This window comes from Brevundimonas goettingensis, from assembly GCF_017487405.1.
In the GTDB taxonomy this organism is placed as follows: domain Bacteria; phylum Pseudomonadota; class Alphaproteobacteria; order Caulobacterales; family Caulobacteraceae; genus Brevundimonas; species Brevundimonas goettingensis.
Genome location: NZ_CP062222.1, coordinates 1,301,908 through 1,324,478, shown reverse-complemented (window position 1 = coordinate 1,324,478; position 22,571 = coordinate 1,301,908). Strand labels below are relative to the sequence as shown.

Here is a 22,571-nt window from a genome sequence, read left to right as displayed (position 1 = left end):
ATGGCGGGGAGATGGGGAGGCGCGTCAGCTTCGCCATGGATCAACCGCCGTTCGCCGTGGGAAAAGCCCCTTCGGCGAACGGCTGCTGACAAAAACGGGCGACTGTCGTTCTACCGAACGGGCTTGCCGCCGTGCTTGGCGTATTCCAGCCGGGCGATGGTGCGGTTGTGAACCTCGTCCGGGCCGTCGGCGAGGCGCAGGGTCCGCACCCCGGCATAGAGCTCGGCCAGCGGCGTGTCGCCCGAGACCCCGGCGCCGCCGAAGGCCTGGATGGCGTCGTCGATGATCTTGAGCGCCATGCGCGGCGCCGCGACCTTGATCTGGGCGATCTCGGACTTGGCGTTCTTGGCGCCGGCCTGGTCGATCATCCAGGCGGCCTTGAGCACCATCAGACGGCACATCTCGATATTCGTGCGGGCCTCGCCGACGCGCTGCTCCCAGACCGAATGCTCGGCCAGCTGCTTGCGGAAGGCCGTACGGTTGAGCAGGCGCTCGCACATCAGGTCCAGGGCCCGCTCCGCCGCGCCGATGGTGCGCATGCAGTGGTGGATCCGGCCCGGCCCGAGGCGGCCTTGCGCGATCTCGAAGCCCCGGCCCTCGCCGGCGATCAGATTGGTCACGGGGACCCGAACGTTGTCGAGCACGACCTCGGCGTGACCGATCGGACGCTCGTCATAGCCGAAGACGGTCAGCATCCGCTCGACGCGGAAGCCGGGCGTGTCGGTGGGCACCAGGATCTGGGACTGCTGCTGGTGGGTCGCGGCCGAAGTGTCGGTCTTGCCCATGACGATGGCGATCCTGACGTTCGGGTGACCCATGTTGGTCGACCACCATTTGCGGCCGTTGATCACATACTCATCGCCGTCGCGGACGATGGAGGTCTGGATATTGGTCGCGTCGGACGAGGCCACGGCCGGTTCGGTCATCAGGAAGGCCGAGCGGATGGTCCCGGCCATCAGGGGCTTGAGCCATTGTTCCTGCTGGGCTTCGTTTCCGTACATATGGAGCACTTCCATATTGCCGGTGTCGGGGGCGTTGCAGTTGAACACCTCGGCCGACCAGAGCGACCGGCCCATGATCTCGGCCAGGGGTGCGTATTCGAGGTTGGTCAGCCCTGCGCCGTGCTCGCCGGGCAGGAACATGTTCCACAGACCGGCCTCGCGCGCCTCGGCCTTCATGGTCTCCATGATCGGCGGCTGGACGGTGTGGTCGGCGTGGACCTGGGCCCAGTATTCGGCAGCGCGCGGATAGACCTTCTCGTCCATGAAGCGCTGCACCCGCTCCTGCCAGTGCAGGCCGCGTTCGCTGTGCTGGAAGTCCATGTGCGTATCCTCTTCTCGTTGTCCCCGGTCGTGCGCCGGGCTTGGGGAGTCGAAACGAAAACGGCGCGGCCCCGAGGAGCCGCGCCGTCCGTCAGTCGTGTTGTGCGCCGCGCATCAGCGCTTCAGCAGCGCCGGCAGCTTCTGGGCGATCATCATGTCGCCCGCGATCTTCAGCTTGCCCTGCATGAAGGCCATCATGCCGTCCAGCTTGCCTTCCGACAGGGCGATGAAGTCGTCCCAGCTGATGGTGACGGTGGCGTCGGCGGGCTTGTCCTCGTTGGTGACCGTGTTCGGGGTCGAGGCGCCGTCGATGTAGATCTTGCCGGCGTCGCCCAGGTCGATCTTCACGGTCTTGCCCAGACCGGAGTTCTCGCCGACGGCGTTGCGGATGTGATCGGTGACTTGAGCCAGATCGGCCATGGGTCGTCTCCCTGAGATTTTGTCGCCCGGATTTCGGTGACCAGAGCCCTAGACCGCCGCGAGTGGGCTCACAAGATCACGTCGGGGAAAGATCGGGTGATCAGGCTGGGGACGGTCGCTACCAGCTGACTGACTCAAAGCGGCAGGCGCAGCGAGATAGATATTTACAACCGTGACCGTGGCCAGAATCTGAGCGCACCGTTAGGGTTGTGCAGGCAGCTATCGGCGAGCCTCACCAGTCTAGCCCATGTCGTCACGTGCTCACGTCGATCTCGCCCGGGGGGTGGGGGATCTGACCCAGCAGCTTAGGTCATCTGAATGGTTCGAACGCTTTCCGGTCTCTTGTTCATTCTTTTGCTGGCGGGGTGCGTCAAAGGCCCCATCGGTCATTCGTTTTGGCCTGCGATGAAGTTCGGTTACTTCTCGTGGGAAGCTGCGGCTGCACTACTTACAGGGCTCACCGCCGTGGGTGCTGCTACGTTCGTGGGGCTACGGCAGACCGCCATTGCCAGCCGCCAGAACCAGCTTATCGCGCAGCAAGCGGAAATGGCCGCGTTAGCGATCAGAGTGGATACGTTCGACAAAAGGATGGAAGCCTTCGAGGCCGTCAGAAAATGGCTGGACTACATCCTCACCACAGGAAACGTACCCGGATTGACGAGCGATCGATCCTATCCAAAGGGTCATGCAAAGGAGTTTTGGAAGCACGGAGCTGAAGAACAAGCCGCGTTCAGCGCCGCGCTGGAGGCTTCGAGGTTCCTATTTCAGCCGTCAGTCCATAGCCATCTTGAAAGACTACGGGACGTTTCGGTCGAGCTCGATTTTCTCCTCACAAGCCAAGGGCAGAAGAAGATATCCGTGCAGGAGTACGGGGACGCGATAGTCAAACAGCGCCACATTCTTACCAAGGCTCGACCAATGCTCTGGAAAGTTTTCGAGCCAGACATGCACCTAGCTGGACCGCCTGCTTTGTCGCTAGTTGAAAAGGTAGCCCGGGGTATCGACTAACCGGCGAGGTTCGCCTGATACCTTGGCGTACCCTCTCAATGAGAGAGGTGTCTTTGAACTAATGCTGCTCCGGCCCCCGCTCGGTCCAGAGATCGAGGTCTGTCTCGCGCCCGATGAGGGCAAGGCCGGAGGCGATGGATTCGAACTCGCCGCCGGTTTCGATGCGGTCGGCGCCGAAGCGGCGGGCGAAGATGTCGCGGACGGCGGGGACGAAGGAGGTGCCGCCGGTCAGGAAGACGCGGTCGACGCCGCCTGGCTCCAGCCCCGCCTGCGCCATCGCCTCGTCGACGGCGGCTTCCATGGCCGCAAGCTCGGGCGCGATCCAGCCTTCGAAGGTTGCGCGGGCGACCTCGGCCTCGATCTCTACCGAGCCGGCCTCGAAGGCGAAGGTCGCCTCGTCATCCTGCGACAGGGCCATCTTGAGCGCGGAAACGGCCTGATAGAGGGCATAGCCGTGGTTGTCGTCCAGCACCTCGACCAGGCGAGCCAGCTTCTCGGGCTCCACCGCATTGCGGGCGATGTCGCGGATGTCCTTCATGTCGCGAGAGGCGCGCAGCAGGGCCAGCTGGTCCCAGCGGGCGAAGGCGGCGTAGTAGCGCTGGGGGATCGGCAGGGTCTTGTCGAAGGTCCGGTACTGCCCGCCCTTGCCCAGCTCCGGCGAGACCAGATGGTCGATGATCCGGTAGTCGAAGGCGTCGCCGGCCACCCCGACGCCTGACCGGGCCAGGGCGTGGGAGCGCAGACCGTCGGACGTCTGTTCGAAGCGGACGATGGAAAAGTCGCTGGTGCCCCCGCCGAAGTCGGCGACCAGGACGGTGGCGTCGGTCTTGAGCGTGCGGGCGAAGAAGAAGGCGGCGCCGACGGGCTCATAGGCGTAGCGGATGTCGGTGAACCCCAGCCGCTCGAACCCCGCCTGATACCGTTCCAGCGCCAGAGCCGCGTCGGGCGAACCGCCGGCGAAGGTCACGGGGCGGCCGACGATGATCCGGGGCGGCAGGTCGGCCATTCCCTCCCCGGCATGGCCGCGCAACTGCAGCAGGAAGGCGCCCAGCAGGTCTTCGAACTGATAGCGTCGGTTGTCGATGACCGTCTCGGTAAAGGCGGGGCTGGCGGCGAAGCTCTTGAAGGACTGGATGAAGCGGGTGTCGAGTGGATCCTCGACATAGGCGTCGATGGCCCAGGGCCCGGCGGTCACGACCCGTTCGGGCGCCTGCCCCGGGGCCTGGTGCATCTGGAAGCCGAGGGTCGAGCGGAAGGCGGTCAGGTCGCCGACCGGCGCCTCGAACCTGAGTACCTCGGCCTGCCCTTCCGCGCGCGTCACCGCGACCACCGTATTGGTGGTGCCGAAGTCGATGCCGATGGTCAGGACGGGGTCAGTCATGGAGCGCTTTCGGAACGCGACGGCCCCCGCCACTCGGCAAGAGCGCGTGGGCCGGACGGGACGTGAGGGTCAGAAGACAGAGGCCCCGCCTCGACACGACTGGTCGAGGGGGCTTGTCAGGCATCCCGGAGTGGTCGGGAGGTTCGTCCTGCGAAGCGCTTCGGCGCGAAGCAGGATGGCGGAGACGGAGGGATTCGAACCCTCGATACCCCTTACAGGGTATGACGATTTAGCAAACCGTTGCCTTCAGCCACTCGGCCACGTCTCCGGCAGGAGGCGTCGATAGCGAAGGTCGTCGCCGGGCGCAATCGGCAAGACGTCGGTTCGGCGCAGAAGTTTGATCGAACGCCAAAACGCAGGGCGTTAACGCGACATCCACGGCGGCTGTGCAGGATGTCCCGGAGTTTCCCAGACAGCGGACGACGAATGTCGAACACCCTGAACGCCACCCGCCTGCCAGAAGGCGTGGCCGGGCGCACGGCGAAGGCCGATCCCGCGGCCCTGCAGGCCCTCGCCTCCAAGGCTGGGGCTGCGCCTGTCGACGGAGCGTCGCGGCGAGGTCCGTTCCGGCCCGAGGTCTGGCTGAATGCACGCCAGAAGCACGGCTCGCGGCTGTCGGTGCACTATTTCCGCACGGTCGACGTGCTGGCGGTCATCGCCGTGACCCTGGCCTGTGGCTGGGCCGTGTCGCCGGACAATCTGATGGCGCTGGAGATCGCGCGCGCCGCGCCCATGATTCTGGGCGCCGTCGTCGTTCTGGGCCTGATGAAGTCGCTGGGCCTGTATCAGTTCGACCGGCAATCCTCGCTGACCCTGCATCTGGTCGCGCTGACCGGGGTGGTCGCGACGGCGAGCGTGCTGGCGCTCGGCCTCGGCGGACTGCTGCGCGGCCCGGCGCTGGAGCTGGAGGCGATCGGCGTCTGGGCCGGAGCGACGCTTCTGACCGTCGCGGTCCTGCACGCCCTCTGGAGTGGTCTGGTGGCCCATTGGCGGGACACCGGGGCCCTGACGCCCAATATCGTGGTGGTCGGTGCCACCCGCCATGCCGAGCGGCTGATCAAGGACGCGCTCAAGCGCCGAGACATCAATGTGCTGGGCGTGTTCGACGACCGGCTGGCCCGCAATCCCGACAGCGTCGAGGGCGTGCCGGTGCTGGGCGCCGCCGAGGCCCTGCTGAATCACAAGATCACCCCCTATGTGGACCGCATCGTCCTGGCCATCGATCCCGAGGCCCAGGCCCGGGTGCGCGAGCTGACGGCGCGTCTGCAGACCCTGCCAAACGAGGTCACCCTGCTGGTCGATCCGCAAGGGGAAGAGGAGCGCACCGCCGCCCTGACCAAGCTGGCCCGCGCGCCCCTGGCCTCGCTGAACGCGGCCGACGCCGACCGCCGCGCCTTCCACAAGCGGCTGCAGGACATCGTCATCGGCGGTCTGGGTCTGATCGCCGTCTCGCCGGTCATCGCGATCTGCGCCCTGGCCGTGAAGCTGGACAGCCCCGGCCCGGTCTTCTTCCGCCAGCGCCGCCACGGCTTCAATCAGGAGGCCATTGTGGTGTGGAAATTCCGCTCCATGCGTCAGGAGACGTCCGACGCCACCGCTTCGCGTCAAGTCACGGCCGACGATGACCGGATTACGAAGGTCGGCAAGTTCCTGCGCAAGACCAGCCTTGACGAACTGCCGCAACTGCTCAACGTCCTGACCGGCGAGATGTCGCTGGTCGGCCCCCGCCCCCACGCCATCGGTATGAAGACTGGACAGGTCGAATCCGCCCTTCTGGTCGCCGAATACGCCCATCGCCATCGCATCAAGCCCGGCATGACCGGCTGGGCCGCCATCAAGGGCTCGCGCGGACCGCTGGACAGCGCCCATGACGTGCGTCGGCGGGTGCAGCTGGACGTCGATTATATCGAGCGCCAGTCCTTCTGGCTGGATCTGTGGATCATGGCCGTGACCCTGCCCGTCCTGCTGGGCGACCGGTCGGCGGTGCGGTGACCGTCTGATGTTCTGGCGTGGCGTCTGGGGCTATCTGCCCGCGAATATCGTTCAGGGGGTGGTCGGGTTTCTGGCCATCTTCATCTTCACGCGCCTGCTGACGCCCGAGGATTTCGGCCGCTACGCCCTGGCCTTCTCCATCGTCACACTGTGCCACGTCGCCGTCTTCAGCTGGCTGGAGGCGGCGATGGCGCGCTTCTGGGCCGCGCAACAGGCCGGCGCCGATATGGCCGCCCATTTCGCCAGCATCTATCGCACCGCCTTCATCCTGATCGCCGGCTTCATTCCGGTGGCGGCCGTGCTCCTGTGGTTCGCGCCTATCGACCCGCTGTTCAAGGCGGCCATCGGCGCTGGGCTACTGGGCAGTCCGGCCCGGTGTCTGGCCAAGCTGGCGCAGGAGCGGTTCCGCGCGGCGGGCGAGGTCTCGCGCTCGGCCATGCTGGATATGGCGACGACCATCGGCGGCCTGTGCATCGGCGTGGCCTTCGCGCTTTGTGGCGCCGGCGGCGCGGCGCCTCTGGCCGGGCTGGGTCTCGCGCCGCTGGCCGCCCTGCCCTTCATCCTGCCGGGCGAGCTGAAACAGGCGAAGTCGGGCGTGGTCGATCCTGCAAGGCTCAAGTCCTATGCCGCCTATGGCTATCCGATCGCGGCGTCGCTGACCCTGGCCCTGGTGCTGGCCTCGACCGACCGCTTCCTCTTGGCCCTGTTCATGGATGAGGCCGCCGTCGGCGCCTATCACGCGGGCTATTCGATCGCCAACCGGACGCTGGACGTGCTGTTCCTGTGGCTGGGCGCGGCGGGTCAGCCCGCTCTGGTCATGGCGCTGGAGCGCGGCGGGCTGGAGAAGCTGAAGATCGCCGCGCGCGAACAGGCCTCGACCTTCTTCCTGATCGGCTTCCCGGCGGCGGCCGGCGTGGCTCTGGTGGCCAAGCCCCTCGGCGAGGTGATGATCGGCGAGAGCCTGAGGGTCGCGGCGGCGCAGGTGACGCCTTGGGTCGCCTTGTCCGCCCTGCTCTATGGCCTCACCGCCTACTATTTCGGACAGGCCTTCACCTTGGGCCGCAAGACCAAGCTGCTGCTGGTCGCCATGAGCGTGCCGGCGTTCGGCAATGTGGTCCTGAACTTCATCCTGATTCCGCGCTTCGGCGTGGTGGGCGCCGCCTGGTCGACGGCGATCAGCTTCGGCCTCGGCATGCTGGCGACCATGCTGCTGGGCCGCAAGGTGGTGCCCCTGCCCGTGCCGTGGGAGCCGCTGATCCGCTGCGGCGTCGCGACCGGGATCATGGCCGTGGCGGTCTGGTCGTTGCCGGCCATCGGCGGCCTGCCCGAGCTGATCCTCGACGCCTCCGTCGGCGGCATCGTCTATGCGGCCGTGGCCCTGACCATCAACGCGGCCGGGGTGCGCGACATCGCCCTCGGCCTGCTTCAGAAGTTCCGCGCGCGCGAGGCGGCGGCATGACCGTCAAGCCGCGCATCACGGAGAACGCCGCCTGGACCGGCGCCCGGCCCGTCCTGTCGGTGCTGATGCCCTTCCTGCGCGATGATCCCCGCGACCTGCTGCAACTGCTGGATCGCGAGGCCGCCTCGCTGGGCCGTTCGGTCGAGATCGTGGTCCTGGACGACGGCACCGGCGACATTGCCCTGACCGGCGGCCTGATCGACGTCATCACCCATATGAGCCTGCCCGTCCGCCTGATCACCCTGGCGAAGAACGAGGGCCGGTCGGTCGGGCGCAACCGGCTGGCGGCGGCGGCTCGGGGCGGCAGCCTGCTGTTCCTCGACAGCGACATGCGGCCGGATGCGTTCCACTTCCTGGGACCCTGGGCCGATCTTGTGAAGGCGCAGGACCCGGCGGTCGCCTTCGGCGGCTTCTCCCTGCTGCAGGCGCCGACCGACGGCAAATTCGCGGTCCACCGCGCCATGGCGGTCAAGTCGGATTGCCTGCCCCACGATGTTCGCGCCCTGACGCCCGAGAAATACGTCTACACCTCCAACCTTCTGGTTCGCCGCGACGTGTTCGAGGCCGAGGCCTTCGATTCCGCCTTCACCGGCTGGGGCTGGGAGGATGTGGAGTGGGCCATGCGGGTGTCGCGCCGCTGGCCGGTGATCCATATCGACAATCCGGCGACCCATATGGGGCTCGACACCACGGCGTCCCTGGCCGGCAAGTATGAGCAGTCGGCCGCCAACTTCGCCCGGGTCGTGGCCAAGCATCCGGACATCGTCTCGGGCTATCCCAGCTTCCGCGTTGCGAAAAAGCTCAAGCGCCTGCCGATGCTGAAGACGGTGCGGCCGATGATCAAACAGGCGGCGCTGACCGACTGGCTGCCGGTCAAGGCGCGCGCCTTCTCGCTGCGCCTCTATCGCGCCGCCCTTTACGCCGAGGCCGTATGAAGGGCCCTCCGGTCAAGGATGTCGCGGTCATCATCCCGACGATGCGTCGTCCGGACATGCTGGAGCGCGCCCTGAAGTCTGTCTTCGCGCAAAAGGGCGTGGAGCACCGGCTCGCCAGTGTCGTGGTCGTGGACAATGATCCCGGCGGCAGCGCGGCCAGCGTGGTCGGGCGTCTGACCGAGGCCTGTCCGGTCCCACTGGTCTATCGGCACGAGCCCCGCCCCGGCGTGTCGACGGCCCGCAACGCCGGGCTGGCGGCGACGATCTCACCCCTGATCGCCTTCCTCGACGACGACGAGAAGGCCACGCCGGACTGGCTGGCCAAGCTGATCAAGGCGCGCGAGACGCTGAAATGCGACGTCGTCTTCGGCCCCATCCACGGCCGGGTGCCGCCGGGCACGGGCTGGACGACGGCCTATCTGGAACGCTTCTTCGGGCGGCAGGGTCCGGAGAAGACCGGGCTGATCGACCACGCTTACGGCTGCGGCAACTCCCTGATGCTGAGGGCGACCGCCCTGCCCGGCGACGCGCCCTTCGATCCGAAGACCGACCAGAGCGGCGGCGAGGACGACGCCCTGTTCTCGGCCCTGTCGATGCGCGGCGGGACCTTCGGCTGGGCGGCGGATGCCTGGGTCGACGAGTTCGCCCCGCCGCACCGCGCCACCCTGAACTACGCCCTGACCCGCGCCTTCGCCTATGGCCAGAGCCCGCCCCAGCTGGCCTGGCGCGAGGGCAAGCCGGTGCGGATGCTGCTGTGGATGGGCGTCGGCGCCGCCCAGGCGGGGATCTGGGGGATGGCGGCGCTGGCCCTGACCGTGGTCAACAGCGACAGGCGCGCCGAGGCGTTGGACAAGGCCGCGCGCGGGCTGGGCAAGGTCTTCTGGACCAAGGGCTTCGAGCCGCATTTCTACGGCGCGCGCGAGTTGGAGCGGCTGGAGAAGGCGAAGGCCTAGCCCACCAGCCGTCGCAGGAACGACGGCGGCTTGTAGGTCGAGCGATTGACGACGACGCCGGCGATGCGGCCGCCGACGGCCTCGATCTCGTCGCGCAGGATAACGGGCTCGTTGGGCGCGGTGCTCTCGGCGGCGACGACCAGTATGGTGGCGTCGACATAGGGGGCCAGGGTGATGGCGACGTCGTTGCGGTCGGCGGCGGGGGCGTCGATGACCACGGTGTCGGCGTGTTTGCGCATGGCGTCCCAGTAGCGCGGGTCCGGCAGGGGTTCGGCGCGCTGGCCAGAACGCAGGGTCTCGGTGCGGAACCGGGTCACCCACAGCCGCCCGCCCAGACAGGGACGCGCGGTCATCAGCCGGGCCGGATCAACCGGACGGCCGTCACGGCCCAGAATCGGCGGCGTCACCGCGTAGAAGACCGAACCGTCGGGCGAGGCGGCGGCGGGCGAACCCAGACGGCCGAAACGCTCGACCTCGGCGGCCACCGTTTCCTGCTGCCCCTGCTGGGCCAGGTCGGCGTCGACCAGCCAGACGGGCTTGCGGGCGCGCACGGCGGCGAGGCGAGCGAACTCGCGCGCGACGGTCGAGGTCCCCTCGCCGGTTCCGGCGCAGGCGAACTGGATCACCCGCCCGCGGTGGGCGGGGCCGGAGCCCAGGGCGGCCCAGAGGCCGGCCATTTCGGTTGTGAGATCGACCATCGAATCGGTTACGCGTTCTCCGCCGCTCTCAGGCTATCACGCCCTTGAAAAAGCGGGGACATCCGGGTTCAGGCCTTTACGGGCGCGACCGCGAGAACCGGCATCTGCAGCGTCCGTCCGGCCGAGGCCGGGGTGGCGAAGCCGCGCCGCGTGAAGACCCGCAGCAGGCCAACGCACAGGGCGGTGAAGCCGGCGAACAGGAAGACGAGGATCAGCAGAGGCGCCTTCAAGCTGGAACCCTTGGTCGGTGCAGCCGGGTGGGACAGGATCTTCACATTGTCGGCGCCCGAGGCGACGAGGCCGTTGTCAGCCCGGCTCTGGCTGCCGCGCTGCTGGAATTCCTTGATGTTGGCGGTCAGGACGTCGCGGTTACCGGCGAAGATGGCGTTCTTCGATTCCAGCTGGGTCAGCCGGGCCTGACGTTCGCGCAGGGCGGCCAGCTGACCGTCCAGCACCGCCAGACGGGCGGCCAGGGCATCGCGGTCGGCCTCGGCCGTGGTGCGGGCCGTGTCGAGCGCCACCCAGCTAGGGTTCGGCCCGGTGCGGACCTCCTTGGCCCCCACGGTGTCGCCGCCGGCGACATAGGCCTGAAGCTGGGCGATCTGGGCGTCGATGTCGCGGACCGGCTGCGAGTCCGGGCGATAGCGGGCCAGCAGGTTTTCCCGCTCGGTGCGCTTTTGCAGGATCTGGTCCTGGGCGGCGATGTTCAGGTCCTGCTGCAGGACGATCTCGGGCGGTTGGGTGGCGAGCTGGGCCGTAATGGTCTCGACGCGCCGCGCGGCCTGGCTCAGCTGAGCCTGGGTCGAGAGCCGGTCGGTGAAGGTCGTCTGGTAGGTGGCGGTCGCCGCGGCCTTGGCGGTAGCGAAGTCGCCGATTTCGTTGGAAGCCAGGAACTGCTCATAGGCGTCGTCGACATTGGCCAGCTCGTCCTCGAAGGTCTGGCGCTGGGCGTCGATGGCCTGGGTCGAGTTGTCCTGGAAGACTTCGCGGCGATAGTTCTTGTAGGCCTCGAGCACGGCGGCCAGCACCCGGGCCGACTTCTCGGCGTTGTCGCTCTCATAGCTGAGCGAGATGATCGAGCTGGTCGGGCTGGTGCCGACGACGAGGCCTTCGGTGATGGCGCGAATGGCGTCGCCTTCCTGCTTGGCCAGCGACCCGGCGGCGGGCTTGCCGGGCTTCTGGAAGGTCTGGACGCCCAGGGCGCGGACGGCGCGCAGCTTCACGTCGCGGCTGGTCAGGATATTGGCCTCGGTCTGGGCGATCTCGCCCGACGGCGGCGGGCTGGCCCGCTCGGTGACCGTGCCGACGCGCGGCTCATAGACGTATTCCTGACCGGCCCCGGCATAGACCTCGGCGGTGGCGGTGTAGGTCTTCTTCAGGGTCATGACCGCGGCGGCGCCCAGAACGAAGACCAGCAGGAAGATGAGGATCATCAGTCCCAGCTCGCGGAACATCAGGCCGACGATGTCCGCGAGGCCGTAACGTGGGCGGGCGGTCACATAGGCCGTGCGCATAGGGCGAGCGAATCCATCGGATGAGGTACTGATGCGATCCTTCGCCCACCGGCGTTAACCATCAGTTACCCATAACCGGTGAAGGTCCCCTCACCGCTTCACAGTCCCGGGCCGCCGGAAGTTTCATGACCGCTGACCGTCGCCAGATCCTGTTCGCCCTCGGCGCCCTGTCGGCGTCCACCGCCCTTTCGGCCTGCGGCGGGGGCACCGACATCCCTCTGGCCGGCCAGCGCGCGCCCTCCGGGCCACGCGTGCAGACGGATGGCTTCCCGGAAATCGGCTTCGCCGACTGGACCGATCAGGAACCCGAATATCTGTTTTATCCCGGCGACGAGCTGGAGGTGGCGACCCCGACAGCGACCGAACTGACCCGCACGGTCAAGGTCGGGCCGGACGGCCGAATCGCCCTGCCCCTGATCGGCCAGGTCATGGCGGCCGACCGCTCGATCTCCCAGCTTCAGCAAGGAATCTCAGCCGCCTATGCGACCCAGCTGGTCCGACCTGTGGTCGAGATCACGCTGAAAACGGCCGGGCCGATGAAGGTGTGGGTCGACGGCGAGGTGAAGACGCCCGGCGTCTATGACATGCCCGGCGACATCGGCGCCTATCAGGCGGTGGTCATGGCCGGCGGCTATCTGCCCAGCGCCAATCCCCAGCAGGCGGCGCTCATCCGGCGCGGCCCCGGTGGCGTTCGCATGATGCGGGTGATCGATCTGAGACCCCGTCGCGGCGAGGTCACGGCGCTGCGCCGCGGGGACCTGATCTATGTACCGCGCTCGACCCTCGGCGAGCTGGCGACCTTCTTCACCCAGGTGAAGGCGGCCCTGCCGATCGGCTTCAACTACACGATCAACGGCCAGTATCAGCAGTTCTGACAGCCTCCCTCTCCCGGCGGGAGAGGGCTTGAGCGCACGAGAGCGAAGCGATCGTTCTTGCGCGAAAGGGTGAGGGACTGGCGTTCGATCATTAACGCCGAACCCTCATCCGACCCGGCTCCGCCGGGCCACCTTCTCCCACAGGGAGAAGGACGAGAAATCAGGCGGCCAGGGTGACCACGCCGGCGTCGATGTAGCGACGGGCGGCCTTCTGGGCTTCGGCGATCTCTTCGCGCTCCATCTCCTGGCTCATCTCGCGGCGATAGACGCGCGCCTCGATGGAGCCCTTCATGGCGGCCAGGTTGAAGATCATATGGGCCGAGACCCGGTCCATCGGGCAGCCGCCCGAACCGGACGAATACTGCATGCCCAGACGGAACAGCATGTCGCCGTCCATCTCGGGGGTCGGCAGCGGCAGCATCGCGTCAGCGGCAGCAGCTTCAACAAACTCGGGCGCGGTTTCTTGCGCGGTCATCGTCGTATTCCTCTAGTGGCTGCCATTCTGGAGCCGTCCTTCGAGGTCACATCAAATACCGCCGGTTTGAAGTTAAAGTTAACAGCAACGGGGTCCAAAAAGCCTTTTGTGTAAAGACTTTACCAAGTTTCAGCCGCGCGTTCAGACATCATGAACTGATGGGTAAGCATGTGTTTATTGAGGTGTTCTCAAGGTTAACAAACGGCCCGGAGAGCTCAGTGCCAGCCCCCCCTATCGCGCCTTCTGGCCGAACAGGACCTTGCGCGCCTCCTCGGCCGCCGCGCCTGAGGCAGCCAGATTCTTGCGCATCTCCTCTCCCAGCGCCCGACCCGCCTTGACCGCCGGCCGCTCCCCGACCCGCTCAACCCAGGCCTTCAGATTCGGGAAGTCGTCGAGGTTCTGGCCCTGCAGGCTCGGCAGGATCCACGGCCAGGCCGCCATGTCGGCGATGGTGTAGTCGGCGCCCGCCAGATACGGTCGGTCGGCCAGCCGTTTGTCCATGACGCCGTAAAGGCGGTTGGTCTCGTTGGTATAGCGGCGAACGCCATAGGCGATCTGGCGCTGGTCCTTGATCATGCTGGGGGCGTACTGGCGGAAATGATGGGTCTGGCCGGCCATGGGGCCCAGGCCGCCGACCTGCCAGAACAGCCACTGATCGATCTCGGCCTTGTGCCGGCGGTCGGTGGCGTAGAACTGGCCGGTCTTGGCGCCGAGGTACTGAAGAATGGCGCCCGACTCGAAGATCGACAGCGGCAGGCCGTCGGGGCCGTCCGGGTCGATGATGGCCGGCATCCGGCCGTTCGGGCTGATGGCCTGAAACTGGGGCGTGAACTGCTCGCCGGCCCCGATGTTCACGTATTTGACCTCATAGGGCAGGCCCATCTCCTCCAGAGCGATAGAGATCTTCCAGCCGTTGGGCGTGGGCCAGTACCAGAGCTCGATGGGACGGGTCATGCGGCGGCCTCCAGCGGGCCGGATCGCCCCCGCAACCGATCTGGGGCGTGGCGGCGCAAGGCGCAACTGTGTCGCTTCTGAAACCTGACACTCGCGTTCAGGGCGAGTTCATCCGCGGAGCGCGACCGTTAGCCATCTTCAACGGGGCAAGACGGACTGTCCGTCGCAACCCAGAGCAAGGAGCATGAAGATGAACCGACTGATGAAGGCGGCCGTCATGGCCCTGGCCGTCGCGACCACCGCCGCCCCCCTGGCCGCCCAGGCGCAGAACTACGGCCGCCTTGACTATCGCCATGACCGTCGGGACGATCGGCGCGACGACCGCTACGACCGCCGCGATGACCGCCGGGATGGCCGCTACGACCGTCGTGACGACCGCCGCGACTATCGTCAGGACCAGCGCTGGGACCGCAACAATCGCGACTGGTACCGCAACCGCAACGACTTCCGCGACTATCGCGGCTACCGCAGCGGCTACTGGTACGCGCCGAGCTACGGCTATTACCGCGTCGATCCGCGCTACAGCAGCTATCGCTGGCAGCGGGGCGGTTATCTGCCCTCGGCCTACCGCGGCTATTACGTGCGTGACCCGTACGTCTATGGCCTGCGTCCGGCCCCGCGCGGCTATGCCTATGTCCACGCCGGCAGCGACATCGTGATGATCGCCGTCGCCACGGGCCTGATCGCCAGCGTTCTGTCCGGCGTCTACTAGTCCTGACCCCAGATCGAAGAACGGCCCCGCAGGCGACTGGCCTGCGGGGCCTTTTTCATGGTCAGAGATCGGCGATTCATTACGCAGACTTCACTTTGAGGTCCGTTTTCATTCAGACAGGGTTCATCGACGAAATAAGAAATTGACCACGAGCCGCCCATCAGGGGCGTGCGGGGAATAACGACCATGAAACGCACATTGATGGTGTTCGCCGCCATCTCCGCCTTCGCCGCCCCGGCGCTGGCGCCCGTGGCCACCCTGGCCCAGGACCGCGGCGATCGCGGCCAGGAGGACACCGCCCGTCAGCCGCAGCGCGACACCAACCGGCGCAACGACAACAACGGCGACCGTGGCGGCAACCGCCAGCAGTCCGCCCCCGACAGCGGGGACCGTGGGGGCCGCGAACCCTCCGGCGACCGTCCTGACCGGGGCGGCGGCAACGACGGCGGCGGCCGGAATGACGGCGGGCAGCGCCCCGAGCGCCCCTCACAACCGCAGCAGCCTCAGCCCCAGCAGCCCTCGCGTCCGGACCGTCCCTCCGGCGGCCAGAATGGCGGCTGGAACGGCGGCCAGAACCGTCCGGATCGTCCGGATCAGGGCCGTCCTGACCAAGGCCGCCCCGGCAACGGCAATAACAACGGCGGCTGGAACGGCAGTGGCGGGCGCCCGGATCAGGGTCGCCCCGGCAACGGTAACAACAACGGCGGCTGGAACGGGAACGGCGGGCGTCCCGATCAGGGTCGTCCGGATCAGGGCCGTCCCGGAAACGGCAACAACAACGGCGGCTGGAACGGCAACGGCGGTCGTCCCGATCAGGGTCGCCCGGATCAGGGTCGCCCGGATCAGGGCCGTCCCGGAAACGGCAACAACAACGGCGGTTGGAACGGCAACCAGGGCCGGCCCGACAACCGCGACCGTGACCGCCAGCGTCAGGAGTACCGCAACCGCTTCGACTCCAACCGCTGGCAGCAGAACTGGAGCCGCTCGCATCGTGACGACTGGTGGCGCAACGACAGCCGTTTCCGCGGCTGGAACGGTGTCCGCTTCGGCTTCTATTTCGCTCCGGGCTACGGCTATTACAGCGTCCCGCGCAGCTACTACGGCCAGCAGTTCTACGTCGGCCAGTACCTGCCATCGGTCTTCTGGCGCTACAGCATCAATGACTACCGGACCTATGGCCTGGGCTATCCGCCCGAGGGCACCCGCTGGGTCTATGTCGACAACTCGATCTATCTGATCGACGAGTATGACGGCTATATCATCGACGTGATCCGCAACGCCTGGCGTTGGTAGGGGCGCTGGTCCATTTCTAGCCCTGAGAATGACGACGGCCCCTCCTCGCGGAGGGGCCGTTTTCATATCAGGTAAAACCCTGAACCCTGACAGCGTCGTTCAGGCGCGGTTCAGGCTGGGAATCCTATTTCTTCATCATGTCGGGTTTTCACGCCGCCCCCGCGGCAGTCTCACAAGGAGAGACACGTCATGACGAAGATCATCAAGCTGGCCGCCCTGGGCGCCGCCGCCCTCGCCGTCGTCGCTACGCCCATGGCCGCCTCGGCCCAGTCGTATCGCGGCGACCGTGACCACGACGGCCGCTATGAGCGCAACGAGCGCCGCGCCGACCGCAACCGCTACGACGGCGGGCGCTACACCAACCGCGAGCGCTACAACGACGACCGCCGCTATGCCCGCGACCAGCGTCAGGACTACCGCTACGACCAACGTCGCTACTACCGCGGCGGGACCCTGCCCTATCAGTACCGTTCGAACTGGTACATCCGCGACTACAACCGCTACGGCTACGCCCCTCCGCCGCGCGGCTACGGCTACTACCGGACCGACACGGGCGACATCGTCCTGGCGGCCCTGGCGACCGGCGTGATCATCTCGCTGCTCAGCAACTAAGGGCCTCACACGCCGTATAAAGAAGAGCCCGCCCGGAGCGATCCGGGCGGGCTTTTCATTGTGTCACCGGACGCGAAACGCTCAAGCAGCGCGCGACCGCGTCGCGCGCGTTAGCGCCTCTAGGAGAGGCCCAGCTTCGCTTTCAGGATCTGGTTGACCGAAGCCGGGTTGGCCTTGCCGCCGGTGGCCTTCATGACCTGGCCGACGAACCAGCCGAGGGCCTGGGGCTTCTCGGCGACGGCGGCGGCCTTGTCGGGGTTGGCGGCGATCAGTTCGTCGACGGCCTTTTCGATGGCGCCGGTGTCGTTGACCTGCACAAGGCCGCGCGCCTCGACGACGGCGCGGGGCGAGCCCTCGCCATTCCAGACGTGGTCGAAGACTTCCTTGGCGATCTTCGACGAGATCACGCCTTCCTCGATCAGGGCCACCAGCTCGGCGACATAGGCCGCCGGCAGCGGGCTGGCGTCGAACTCGAGGTTGTCGGCCGACAGACGGGCCGACAGCTCATTGGTCACCCAGTTGGCCACCAGCTTGGCGTCGCGGCCCTTCGCGGCTTCTTCGAAGTAATCCGCCTTGGCCTGATCCGAGATCAGGACGACGGCGTCGTACTGCGACAGGCCGTACTGACTCATCAGCCGCCGGCGCTTGTCGTCCGGCAGCTCCGGCAGGGCCGCCTTGATCTCGTCGATCCAGGCCTGTTCGATCTCCAGCGGCAGCAGGTCCGGGTCGGGGAAGTACCGGTAGTCATTGGCCTCTTCCTTGGACCGCATCGAGCGGGTCTCGTTCTTCGTCGGATCGTAGAGACGGGTCTCCTGATCGATCTTGCCGCCGTCCTCGAGGATCTCGATCTGACGGCGCGCCTCGACCCCGATGGCCTGGGAGATGAAGCGGAAGGAGTTGACGTTCTTGATCTCGCAGCGCGTGCCGAGATGCGAGAAATCGCCCGTCGCCTTGAACTTCTCGTACTGGCCGGGACGGCAGACCGAGACGTTGACGTCGGCGCGCAGGTTGCCCTTCTCCATGTCGCCGTCGCAGGTGCCCAGATAGATCAGGATGGTCCGGATCTTCTTGACGTAGGCGACCGCCTCTTCCGGCGAACGGATGTCCGGACGCGACACGATCTCCATCAGGGCCGTGCCCGCGCGGTTCAGGTCGACGAAGCTCTCGGTCGGCGACAGGTCGTGGATCAGCTTGCCCGCGTCCTGTTCCAGGTGCAGGCGCTCGATGCCGACGTTGAAGAAGGAGCCGTCCTCGGCCTCAACCTCGACCACGCCCTCGCCCACGATCGGGAAATAGAGCTGGGAAATCTGATAGCCTGTCGGCAGGTCAGGATAGAAGTAGTTCTTGCGGTCGAACTGGCTTTTCAGATTGATCTTCGCGCGCAGGCCCAGACCCGTCTTGACCGCCTGTTCGACGCAATAGCCGTTCAGGGTCGGCAGCATGCCGGGGAAGCCCGCGTCGACCAGCGACACCTGCTCGTTCGGACCCGCGCCAAAGCCCACGGCGGCGCCGGAAAAGAGCTTGGCCTTCGAGGCCACCTGGGCATGGATTTCCAGCCCCATGACGAGTTCCCAGGGCCCGGTCCGGCCCTGAATCGTTTTCGCGGAAGAAGTGGTCGTGTCGGTCATCCGGTCGTCCTAGCGCCGTCGGGCGCGGGGAGAAAGAGGTTGTCTTGAGGTTGTCGCCAAACCGCGCTCATCTGGCGCGCATTCATGGAGATTCCGATGCTCAAGACCCTGTTCGCCGCCACCGCGGCCACCCTGCTGATCGCCGGCGCCGCCTCGGCCCAAACGGCTCCCGCCCCTGCCCCGGCTCCGGCGCCCGCCCCGGCGGCCCACGTCGCCCATCCCACCATCGAAAGCCCGATCGAGGCGCTGATCAACGACCCGGTGACCAACGCGGTCGTCCAGAAGCACCTGCCGGGCGTCGAAAAACACCCCGCCTATTCGCAGTTCAAGGGCATGACCTTCCGTCAGGTCGCCCCCTACTCCGAGGGCCACATCACCGACGAGCTGATCGCGGCCATCGACGCCGACCTGAAGGCCCTGCCGGCCCACTGAACGACTTACCCGAACGGCCCGGAGCCGCGTCGTTTCGCGCTCCGGGCCGGCTTTCGGATCACTTTACTGACTCCTTGACCAGGATTATCGTCGCGCTCGAGCCGCCCGATCAGAGGCCGCCGGGAGGATGACATGGACGACAAGGCCGGTATCGGACGTCGCCGCCTGCTGACGACCGGAGGCGCGGGCCTTGTCGCCGCGAGCGCCGCTCCCACGGCAGCCCAGACCCCGCAAAGACGTCGCAAGCCCGCCCCGCCCGGCTTCCTCTGGGGCACGGCCATCTCGGCCTATCAAAGCGAGGGGAACAACACGAACGCCGACGCCTGGCTGATGGAGAACCTCCAGCCCAGCATGTTCCGCGAACGCTCGGGCGACGCCTGCGACAGCTACCACCGCTTCGACGAGGACTTCGCCCTTGCCCAGGCCCTGGGCTTCAACTGCCACCGCTTCGGCGTGGAATGGGCCCGGATCGAGCCTAGCGAGGGCGTCTTCTCCAACGCCGAACTGGATCACTACAGCCGGATGCTGGACGCCTGCGTGGCGCGCGGGCTCAAACCCGTCATCACCCTGAACCACTTCACCACGCCCCTGTGGTTCGCCAAGCGCGGCGGGTTCGAGGCGCCGGATTCGCCCGATCTCTTCGCCCGCTATTGCGCGAAGGTGGTCGAGCGGTTGGGCGACTGGATGCATATCGTCACCACCTTCAACGAGGCCAATATCCGCCTGCTGGTCGATATGATGCCCTCGACAGTGGCGGCGAAAACGACGGTCGCGGCGGCCATCGCGGCGGCGGCCAAGGCGACCGGTTCCCCGCGCTTCTCCCGCCTCGCCTTCGCCGATGCGGCGGTTGCGGGCCCCTTGATGCAGGAGGCCCATCGCAAGGCCTATGACGCCATCAAGGCGATCCGCCCCGACCTGCCGGTCGGCATCACCCTGACGACACAGGACATCCAGTCGCCCGGCCGGCCCGATCTGGTCGAGTTGTATCGCCAGAAACTCTACGGCGACTGGATCGCCGTGGCGCGCAGCCACGCCGACGTCTTCGGGGTCCAGACCTACACCCGCTTCACGGTCGGCGAGGACGGCGTCCTGCCCCCGCCGCCGGGCGCGGAGCTGACGATGTCAGGCTATGAATTCTATCCGCAGGCGCTGGCGAACACGATCCGCTGGGCTCACGCCGCCGTCGGCAAGCCCATCTATGTCACCGAAAGCGGCACGGCCGTCGCCGACGACGCCCGCCGCATCGCCTTCATCGACGCCGCCCTCGACGGGGTCCGCGACTGCCTCGACGAAGGCATACCGGTGCACAGCTACCTCTACTGGTCGCTGATCGACAATTTCGAATGGACCTCGGGCTATTCCATGCCGTTCGGCCTGTCGGCGGTGGATCGGGTGACGTTCGAACGCAAACCCCGGCCGAGCGCCTTGCATCTCGGCCGGATCGCGAAGGCGAATTTGATCTAAGACCCCTCTCCCAGAGGGAGAGGAAAGTCACCTACCACCACTTCTCCGCCTTGCCGGTAAAGCCGGCCGCCTTCTCGAGCGCCGCCGCCACCTGGAAGACCGTCGCCTCGTCCAGCGCCTTGCCGATGACCTGCAGGCCGAGCGGGAGGCCGTTGGAGTCGACGCCCGCAGGCACCGACAGGCCGGGCAGGCCCGCGAGGTTGGTCGTCACCGTAAAGACGTCGTTCAGGTACATCCGGACCGGATCGACCTCCTTGTCGCCGATGGCAAAGGCGGCCGAGGGGGTGGACGGCGTCACGATGGCGTCAACCTGGCCCCAGACATTGTCGAAGTCCTCGGCGATGCGGCGGCGGACCTTCAGGGCCCGGACGTAATACGCGTCGTAGAATCCGGCCGACAGCACATAGGCGCCGATGGTCAGGCGGCGCTGGACCTCCTTGCCGAAGCCCTCGGCGCGCGAGGTCTCATAGAGGTCGGTCAGGCTGGTCGTGTTTTCGGCGCGGTGGCCGAAGCGCATGCCGTCGTAGCGGGCCAGGTTGGACGAGGCCTCGGCCGGGGCGACGATATAATAGGCCGGCAGGGCGTACTTCGTGTGCGGCAGGCTGATCGGCACGATCTCGCAGCCGGCGTCCTTCAGCCAGGCGATGCCCTGGTCCCACAGGGCCTGGATCTCGGCGGGCATGCCGTCGACGACATATTCCTTGGGCACGCCGATGCGCAGGCCCTTGACCGACTTGCCGACCGACTGGGTCCAGTCGGGGGTCGGGACGTCGAGGCTGGTGGAATCCTTCACGTCGAACGAGCACATCGAGTTTAGCAGCAGGGCCGCGTCCTCGACGGTCTTCGCGATCGGACCGGCCTGATCCAGCGAGCTGGCGAAGGCCACCATGCCGAAGCGGCTGGCGCGGCCGTAGGTCGGCTTGATCCCGACCGTGCCGGTGAAGGCGGCGGGCTGGCGGATCGAACCGCCGGTGTCCGAGGCCGTGGCGGCCAGGCACAGGTCGGCCGCGACGGCCGAGGCCGAACCGCCCGACGACCCGCCGGGGGTCAGGTCGGCGTTGGAGCCCCTGGACTTCCACGGGTTCACCACCGGACCGAAGGCCGAGGTCTCGTTCGACGAGCCCATGGCGAACTCGTCCATGTTCAGCTTGCCCAGCATGACCGCCCCGTCGCGCCACAGATTGGCGGTCACGGTCGATTCATAGGGCGGCACGAAGCCGCGCAGCATGTTGGAGCCGGCGGTCGTCTGGACGCCGTCGGTGCAGAACAGGTCCTTGATGCCCAGGGGCGCGCCTTCCAGCACGCCGCCCTCGCCCGCAGCCAGTCTGGCGTCGGACGCCTTGGCCATGCCGATCGCCTTGTCGGCGGTGATCTCGACATAGGCGTTGAGGGTCGGGTTGGCGGCCTCGATGTTGGACAGGAAGGCGCGGGTGATTTCCTCGGAGGAGAAGTCTTTCGCCTTCAGGCCGTCGACTGCGCCCTTGAGGGTCAGTTTGGTCAGGTCGCTCATGACTATTCGACCACCTTGGGCACGACATAGAAGCCGTCCGCCGACTTCGGGGCGTTCGACAGGACGGCGTCGACCTTGGCGCCGTCGGTGACGACGTCTTCGCGCAGACGCAGGGGCTGGGCGACGTTCGAGGTCATGGGCTCGACGCCCTCGACATCGACCTCGTTCAGCTGGTCGATCCAGGCCATGATGCCGTTCAACTGCTGGGCCAGCGGCTCCAGCCGGTCTTCAGGGGTCTTGATGCGGGCGAGGTGGGCGACCTTGCGCACCGTCGCGGCGTCGATGGCCATGCGGCCCTCCGATAGTCAAAGTGCAAGGGGCGGTGACTAGCGGGCTGGAACCGGATTCACAAGGATTGAGGCGATCAGGTCGCCGGCGTGATCTCCAGCATGACCGGCTGCTCCTCGTGCGGGGCGACGGTGAAGCCGACGATCATGCGGCGCGTCCGTTTGCCGATAGTGCCCGTGGCCTCATCCATCGTGCTTTCCTCGACCTCCAGATCGACCCGTCCGGCCGACTGGTTGAGCACCTTGAACGAGAGGAAGTCGCCGATCTGGTAGACCCACCACCCCTCGGCCGGGTTGCGGTAGAAGGCGATATAGGTCTGTTCGCCGTTCATGGCCGGGTCGCCGCCCGCCACGCCGAAGATCTTGCCGTCCATGCTGGTGGCTTGGGCCAGATCGTGGACCTCGACGACCGAGGCGTAGGACTGGAGGTTCGCGTCCGGCAGGGCCTTGACCGGCAGGCCGTGTCCGCTCGCGGTCAGGGCGGCGGTCGAGCCGGCGGGAGCCGGAGCCGCGGGTTCGCCCGGCGTCGCGGCCGGCGCCTGCGCCTTCGGAGCATTGAATGCGGTCCAGGCGGCGCCGAGGCGGTCGCAGCCCGACAGGGACACGGCGCCGACGAGCACGGCAGCAGTGAGCAGCGTCTTATTCAT

The 22,571-nt window shown here is 67.0% G+C and carries 22 protein-coding genes and 1 tRNA gene; 11 read left to right on the top strand and 12 right to left on the bottom strand.

The features are described from left to right. Window positions 1–110: 110 nt before the first annotated feature. Window positions 111–1,322 carry an acyl-CoA dehydrogenase family protein gene (locus tag IFJ75_RS06580; protein ID WP_207931807.1) on the bottom strand — a complete coding sequence of 404 codons (1,212 nt, stop codon included), beginning with the start codon at window positions 1,320–1,322 and terminating at the stop codon, window positions 111–113. A 114-nt stretch (window positions 1,323–1,436) separates the two neighbouring features. Further along, a complete protein-coding gene (locus IFJ75_RS06575) occupies window positions 1,437–1,742 on the bottom strand; it encodes an SCP2 sterol-binding domain-containing protein (RefSeq protein ID WP_207931806.1) in 306 nt (101 codons plus the stop codon). 318 nt (window positions 1,743–2,060) lie between these two features. Between IFJ75_RS06575 and IFJ75_RS06570 the strand changes: the two genes are divergently transcribed. Beyond that, on the top strand, window positions 2,061–2,750 hold the full coding sequence (locus tag IFJ75_RS06570; RefSeq protein ID WP_207931805.1) for a hypothetical protein: 690 nt from the start codon (window positions 2,061–2,063) through the stop codon (window positions 2,748–2,750). 58 nt (window positions 2,751–2,808) lie between these two features. Here IFJ75_RS06570 and IFJ75_RS06565 read toward each other — a convergent pair whose 3' ends face one another. Both IFJ75_RS06565 and IFJ75_RS06560 read right to left on the bottom strand, forming a co-directional pair. Then, window positions 2,809–4,131 (bottom strand): Hsp70 family protein, encoded by a 1,323-nt coding sequence (locus IFJ75_RS06565; RefSeq protein WP_207931804.1) that lies wholly within the window; start codon window positions 4,129–4,131, stop codon window positions 2,809–2,811. 176 nt (window positions 4,132–4,307) lie between these two features. Beyond that, window positions 4,308–4,399, bottom strand: a tRNA-Ser gene (locus tag IFJ75_RS06560). Between the two features lie 158 nt (window positions 4,400–4,557). On the opposite strand from IFJ75_RS06560, the gene IFJ75_RS06555 reads away from it, so the two are divergent. Genes IFJ75_RS06555 through IFJ75_RS06540 form a run of 4 tightly spaced genes read left to right on the top strand, consistent with a single transcriptional unit; the run spans window position 4,558 to window position 9,470 of the window. Beyond that, on the top strand, window positions 4,558–6,123 hold the full coding sequence (locus IFJ75_RS06555) for an exopolysaccharide biosynthesis polyprenyl glycosylphosphotransferase (RefSeq protein ID WP_207931803.1): 1,566 nt from the start codon (window positions 4,558–4,560) through the stop codon (window positions 6,121–6,123). 7 nt (window positions 6,124–6,130) lie between these two features. Continuing rightward, window positions 6,131–7,582: a lipopolysaccharide biosynthesis protein gene (locus tag IFJ75_RS06550; RefSeq protein WP_207931802.1), complete on the top strand. Its 1,452-nt coding sequence runs from the start codon at window positions 6,131–6,133 to the stop codon at window positions 7,580–7,582. Continuing rightward, window positions 7,579–8,517 carry a glycosyltransferase family 2 protein gene (locus IFJ75_RS06545; protein WP_207931801.1) on the top strand — a complete coding sequence of 313 codons (939 nt, stop codon included), beginning with the start codon at window positions 7,579–7,581 and terminating at the stop codon, window positions 8,515–8,517. The genes IFJ75_RS06550 and IFJ75_RS06545 overlap by 4 nt, the downstream gene beginning before the upstream one ends. Beyond that, window positions 8,514–9,470 (top strand): glycosyltransferase family 2 protein, encoded by a 957-nt coding sequence (locus IFJ75_RS06540; RefSeq protein ID WP_207931800.1) that lies wholly within the window; start codon window positions 8,514–8,516, stop codon window positions 9,468–9,470. Before IFJ75_RS06545 ends, IFJ75_RS06540 begins: the two co-directional genes overlap by 4 nt. On the opposite strand, the gene IFJ75_RS06535 is transcribed toward IFJ75_RS06540, so the two are convergent. Together IFJ75_RS06535 and IFJ75_RS06530 are read right to left on the bottom strand one after the other, a co-directional pair. Then, the gene (locus IFJ75_RS06535) at window positions 9,467–10,168 is read right to left on the bottom strand and encodes a P-loop NTPase family protein (protein ID WP_207931799.1); all 702 of its coding nucleotides are present in this window, start codon (window positions 10,166–10,168) and stop codon (window positions 9,467–9,469) included. The two genes, IFJ75_RS06540 and IFJ75_RS06535, sit on opposite strands and share 4 nt — an antisense overlap. Window positions 10,169–10,236: 68 nt before the next feature. After that, window positions 10,237–11,682 (bottom strand): GumC family protein, encoded by a 1,446-nt coding sequence (locus tag IFJ75_RS06530; RefSeq protein ID WP_207931798.1) that lies wholly within the window; start codon window positions 11,680–11,682, stop codon window positions 10,237–10,239. Between the two features lie 125 nt (window positions 11,683–11,807). Between IFJ75_RS06530 and IFJ75_RS06525 the strand changes: the two genes are divergently transcribed. Beyond that, window positions 11,808–12,557 carry a polysaccharide biosynthesis/export family protein gene (locus tag IFJ75_RS06525; RefSeq protein WP_207931797.1) on the top strand — a complete coding sequence of 250 codons (750 nt, stop codon included), beginning with the start codon at window positions 11,808–11,810 and terminating at the stop codon, window positions 12,555–12,557. A gap of 160 nt (window positions 12,558–12,717) precedes the next feature. On the opposite strand, the gene IFJ75_RS06520 is transcribed toward IFJ75_RS06525, so the two are convergent. Both IFJ75_RS06520 and IFJ75_RS06515 read right to left on the bottom strand, forming a co-directional pair. After that, entirely contained in the window at window positions 12,718–13,032 is a 315-nt protein-coding gene (locus IFJ75_RS06520; RefSeq protein ID WP_207931796.1) for a sel1 repeat family protein, read from the bottom strand. A gap of 231 nt (window positions 13,033–13,263) precedes the next feature. Next, window positions 13,264–13,986, bottom strand: a complete 723-nt coding sequence (locus tag IFJ75_RS06515) for a glutathione S-transferase N-terminal domain-containing protein (protein ID WP_207931795.1) — start codon at window positions 13,984–13,986, stop codon at window positions 13,264–13,266. A gap of 190 nt (window positions 13,987–14,176) precedes the next feature. On the opposite strand from IFJ75_RS06515, the gene IFJ75_RS06510 reads away from it, so the two are divergent. The 3 genes from IFJ75_RS06510 to IFJ75_RS06500 all read left to right on the top strand — a co-directional run bounded on the left by IFJ75_RS06510 (window position 14,177) and on the right by IFJ75_RS06500 (window position 16,603). After that, entirely contained in the window at window positions 14,177–14,698 is a 522-nt protein-coding gene (locus IFJ75_RS06510; protein ID WP_207931794.1) for an RcnB family protein, read from the top strand. Between the two features lie 186 nt (window positions 14,699–14,884). Beyond that, entirely contained in the window at window positions 14,885–15,991 is a 1,107-nt protein-coding gene (locus IFJ75_RS06505) for an RcnB family protein (RefSeq protein WP_225897025.1), read from the top strand. A 189-nt stretch (window positions 15,992–16,180) separates the two neighbouring features. Continuing rightward, complete coding sequence (locus tag IFJ75_RS06500; RefSeq protein WP_207931793.1) at window positions 16,181–16,603, top strand: RcnB family protein; 423 nt, start codon at window positions 16,181–16,183, stop codon at window positions 16,601–16,603. A 119-nt stretch (window positions 16,604–16,722) separates the two neighbouring features. On the opposite strand, the gene gatB is transcribed toward IFJ75_RS06500, so the two are convergent. Beyond that, entirely contained in the window at window positions 16,723–18,231 is a 1,509-nt protein-coding gene (gene gatB / locus IFJ75_RS06495; protein ID WP_207931792.1) for an Asp-tRNA(Asn)/Glu-tRNA(Gln) amidotransferase subunit GatB, read from the bottom strand. Between the two features lie 96 nt (window positions 18,232–18,327). Here gatB and IFJ75_RS06490 point away from each other — a divergent pair, with 96 nt between their 5' ends. Beyond that, window positions 18,328–18,663 (top strand): hypothetical protein, encoded by a 336-nt coding sequence (locus tag IFJ75_RS06490; protein ID WP_225897024.1) that lies wholly within the window; start codon window positions 18,328–18,330, stop codon window positions 18,661–18,663. A gap of 132 nt (window positions 18,664–18,795) precedes the next feature. Continuing rightward, the gene (locus IFJ75_RS06485) at window positions 18,796–20,127 is read left to right on the top strand and encodes a glycoside hydrolase family 1 protein (RefSeq protein ID WP_207931790.1); all 1,332 of its coding nucleotides are present in this window, start codon (window positions 18,796–18,798) and stop codon (window positions 20,125–20,127) included. 31 nt (window positions 20,128–20,158) lie between these two features. On the opposite strand, the gene gatA is transcribed toward IFJ75_RS06485, so the two are convergent. The 3 genes from gatA to IFJ75_RS06470 all read right to left on the bottom strand — a co-directional run bounded on the left by gatA (window position 20,159) and on the right by IFJ75_RS06470 (window position 22,571). Beyond that, window positions 20,159–21,637 carry an Asp-tRNA(Asn)/Glu-tRNA(Gln) amidotransferase subunit GatA gene (gene gatA, locus IFJ75_RS06480; RefSeq protein WP_207931789.1) on the bottom strand — a complete coding sequence of 493 codons (1,479 nt, stop codon included), beginning with the start codon at window positions 21,635–21,637 and terminating at the stop codon, window positions 20,159–20,161. 2 nt (window positions 21,638–21,639) lie between these two features. Next, entirely contained in the window at window positions 21,640–21,927 is a 288-nt protein-coding gene (gatC, locus tag IFJ75_RS06475) for an Asp-tRNA(Asn)/Glu-tRNA(Gln) amidotransferase subunit GatC (RefSeq protein ID WP_207931788.1), read from the bottom strand. A 74-nt stretch (window positions 21,928–22,001) separates the two neighbouring features. After that, window positions 22,002–22,571, bottom strand: a complete 570-nt coding sequence (locus IFJ75_RS06470) for a hypothetical protein (RefSeq protein ID WP_207931787.1) — start codon at window positions 22,569–22,571, stop codon at window positions 22,002–22,004.

Excerpts from the sequence above, each read along its gene's own strand:
- IFJ75_RS06515 (WP_207931795.1), bottom strand. The coding sequence starts at position 13,986 with ATGACCCGTCCCATCGAGCTCTGGTACTGGCCCACGCCCAACGGCTGG.
- IFJ75_RS06500 (WP_207931793.1), top strand. The coding sequence starts at position 16,181 with ATGACGAAGATCATCAAGCTGGCCGCCCTGGGCGCCGCCGCCCTCGCC.
- IFJ75_RS06565 (WP_207931804.1), bottom strand. The coding sequence starts at position 4,131 with ATGACTGACCCCGTCCTGACCATCGGCATCGACTTCGGCACCACCAAT.
- IFJ75_RS06570 (WP_207931805.1), top strand. The coding sequence starts at position 2,061 with ATGGTTCGAACGCTTTCCGGTCTCTTGTTCATTCTTTTGCTGGCGGGG.
- IFJ75_RS06490 (WP_225897024.1), top strand. The coding sequence starts at position 18,328 with ATGCTCAAGACCCTGTTCGCCGCCACCGCGGCCACCCTGCTGATCGCC.
- IFJ75_RS06555 (WP_207931803.1), top strand. The coding sequence starts at position 4,558 with ATGTCGAACACCCTGAACGCCACCCGCCTGCCAGAAGGCGTGGCCGGG.
- IFJ75_RS06535 (WP_207931799.1), bottom strand. The coding sequence starts at position 10,168 with ATGGTCGATCTCACAACCGAAATGGCCGGCCTCTGGGCCGCCCTGGGC.
- gatC (WP_207931788.1), bottom strand. The coding sequence starts at position 21,927 with ATGGCCATCGACGCCGCGACGGTGCGCAAGGTCGCCCACCTCGCCCGC.
- IFJ75_RS06545 (WP_207931801.1), top strand. The coding sequence starts at position 7,579 with ATGACCGTCAAGCCGCGCATCACGGAGAACGCCGCCTGGACCGGCGCC.
- gatB (WP_207931792.1), bottom strand. The coding sequence starts at position 18,231 with ATGACCGACACGACCACTTCTTCCGCGAAAACGATTCAGGGCCGGACC.
- IFJ75_RS06540 (WP_207931800.1), top strand. The coding sequence starts at position 8,514 with ATGAAGGGCCCTCCGGTCAAGGATGTCGCGGTCATCATCCCGACGATG.
- IFJ75_RS06580 (WP_207931807.1), bottom strand. The coding sequence starts at position 1,322 with ATGGACTTCCAGCACAGCGAACGCGGCCTGCACTGGCAGGAGCGGGTG.
- IFJ75_RS06550 (WP_207931802.1), top strand. The coding sequence starts at position 6,131 with ATGTTCTGGCGTGGCGTCTGGGGCTATCTGCCCGCGAATATCGTTCAG.
- gatA (WP_207931789.1), bottom strand. The coding sequence starts at position 21,637 with ATGAGCGACCTGACCAAACTGACCCTCAAGGGCGCAGTCGACGGCCTG.
- IFJ75_RS06470 (WP_207931787.1), bottom strand. The coding sequence starts at position 22,571 with ATGAATAAGACGCTGCTCACTGCTGCCGTGCTCGTCGGCGCCGTGTCC.
- IFJ75_RS06575 (WP_207931806.1), bottom strand. The coding sequence starts at position 1,742 with ATGGCCGATCTGGCTCAAGTCACCGATCACATCCGCAACGCCGTCGGC.
- IFJ75_RS06520 (WP_207931796.1), bottom strand. The coding sequence starts at position 13,032 with ATGACCGCGCAAGAAACCGCGCCCGAGTTTGTTGAAGCTGCTGCCGCT.
- IFJ75_RS06505 (WP_225897025.1), top strand. The coding sequence starts at position 14,885 with ATGAAACGCACATTGATGGTGTTCGCCGCCATCTCCGCCTTCGCCGCC.
- IFJ75_RS06530 (WP_207931798.1), bottom strand. The coding sequence starts at position 11,682 with ATGCGCACGGCCTATGTGACCGCCCGCCCACGTTACGGCCTCGCGGAC.
- IFJ75_RS06510 (WP_207931794.1), top strand. The coding sequence starts at position 14,177 with ATGAACCGACTGATGAAGGCGGCCGTCATGGCCCTGGCCGTCGCGACC.
- IFJ75_RS06525 (WP_207931797.1), top strand. The coding sequence starts at position 11,808 with ATGACCGCTGACCGTCGCCAGATCCTGTTCGCCCTCGGCGCCCTGTCG.
- IFJ75_RS06485 (WP_207931790.1), top strand. The coding sequence starts at position 18,796 with ATGGACGACAAGGCCGGTATCGGACGTCGCCGCCTGCTGACGACCGGA.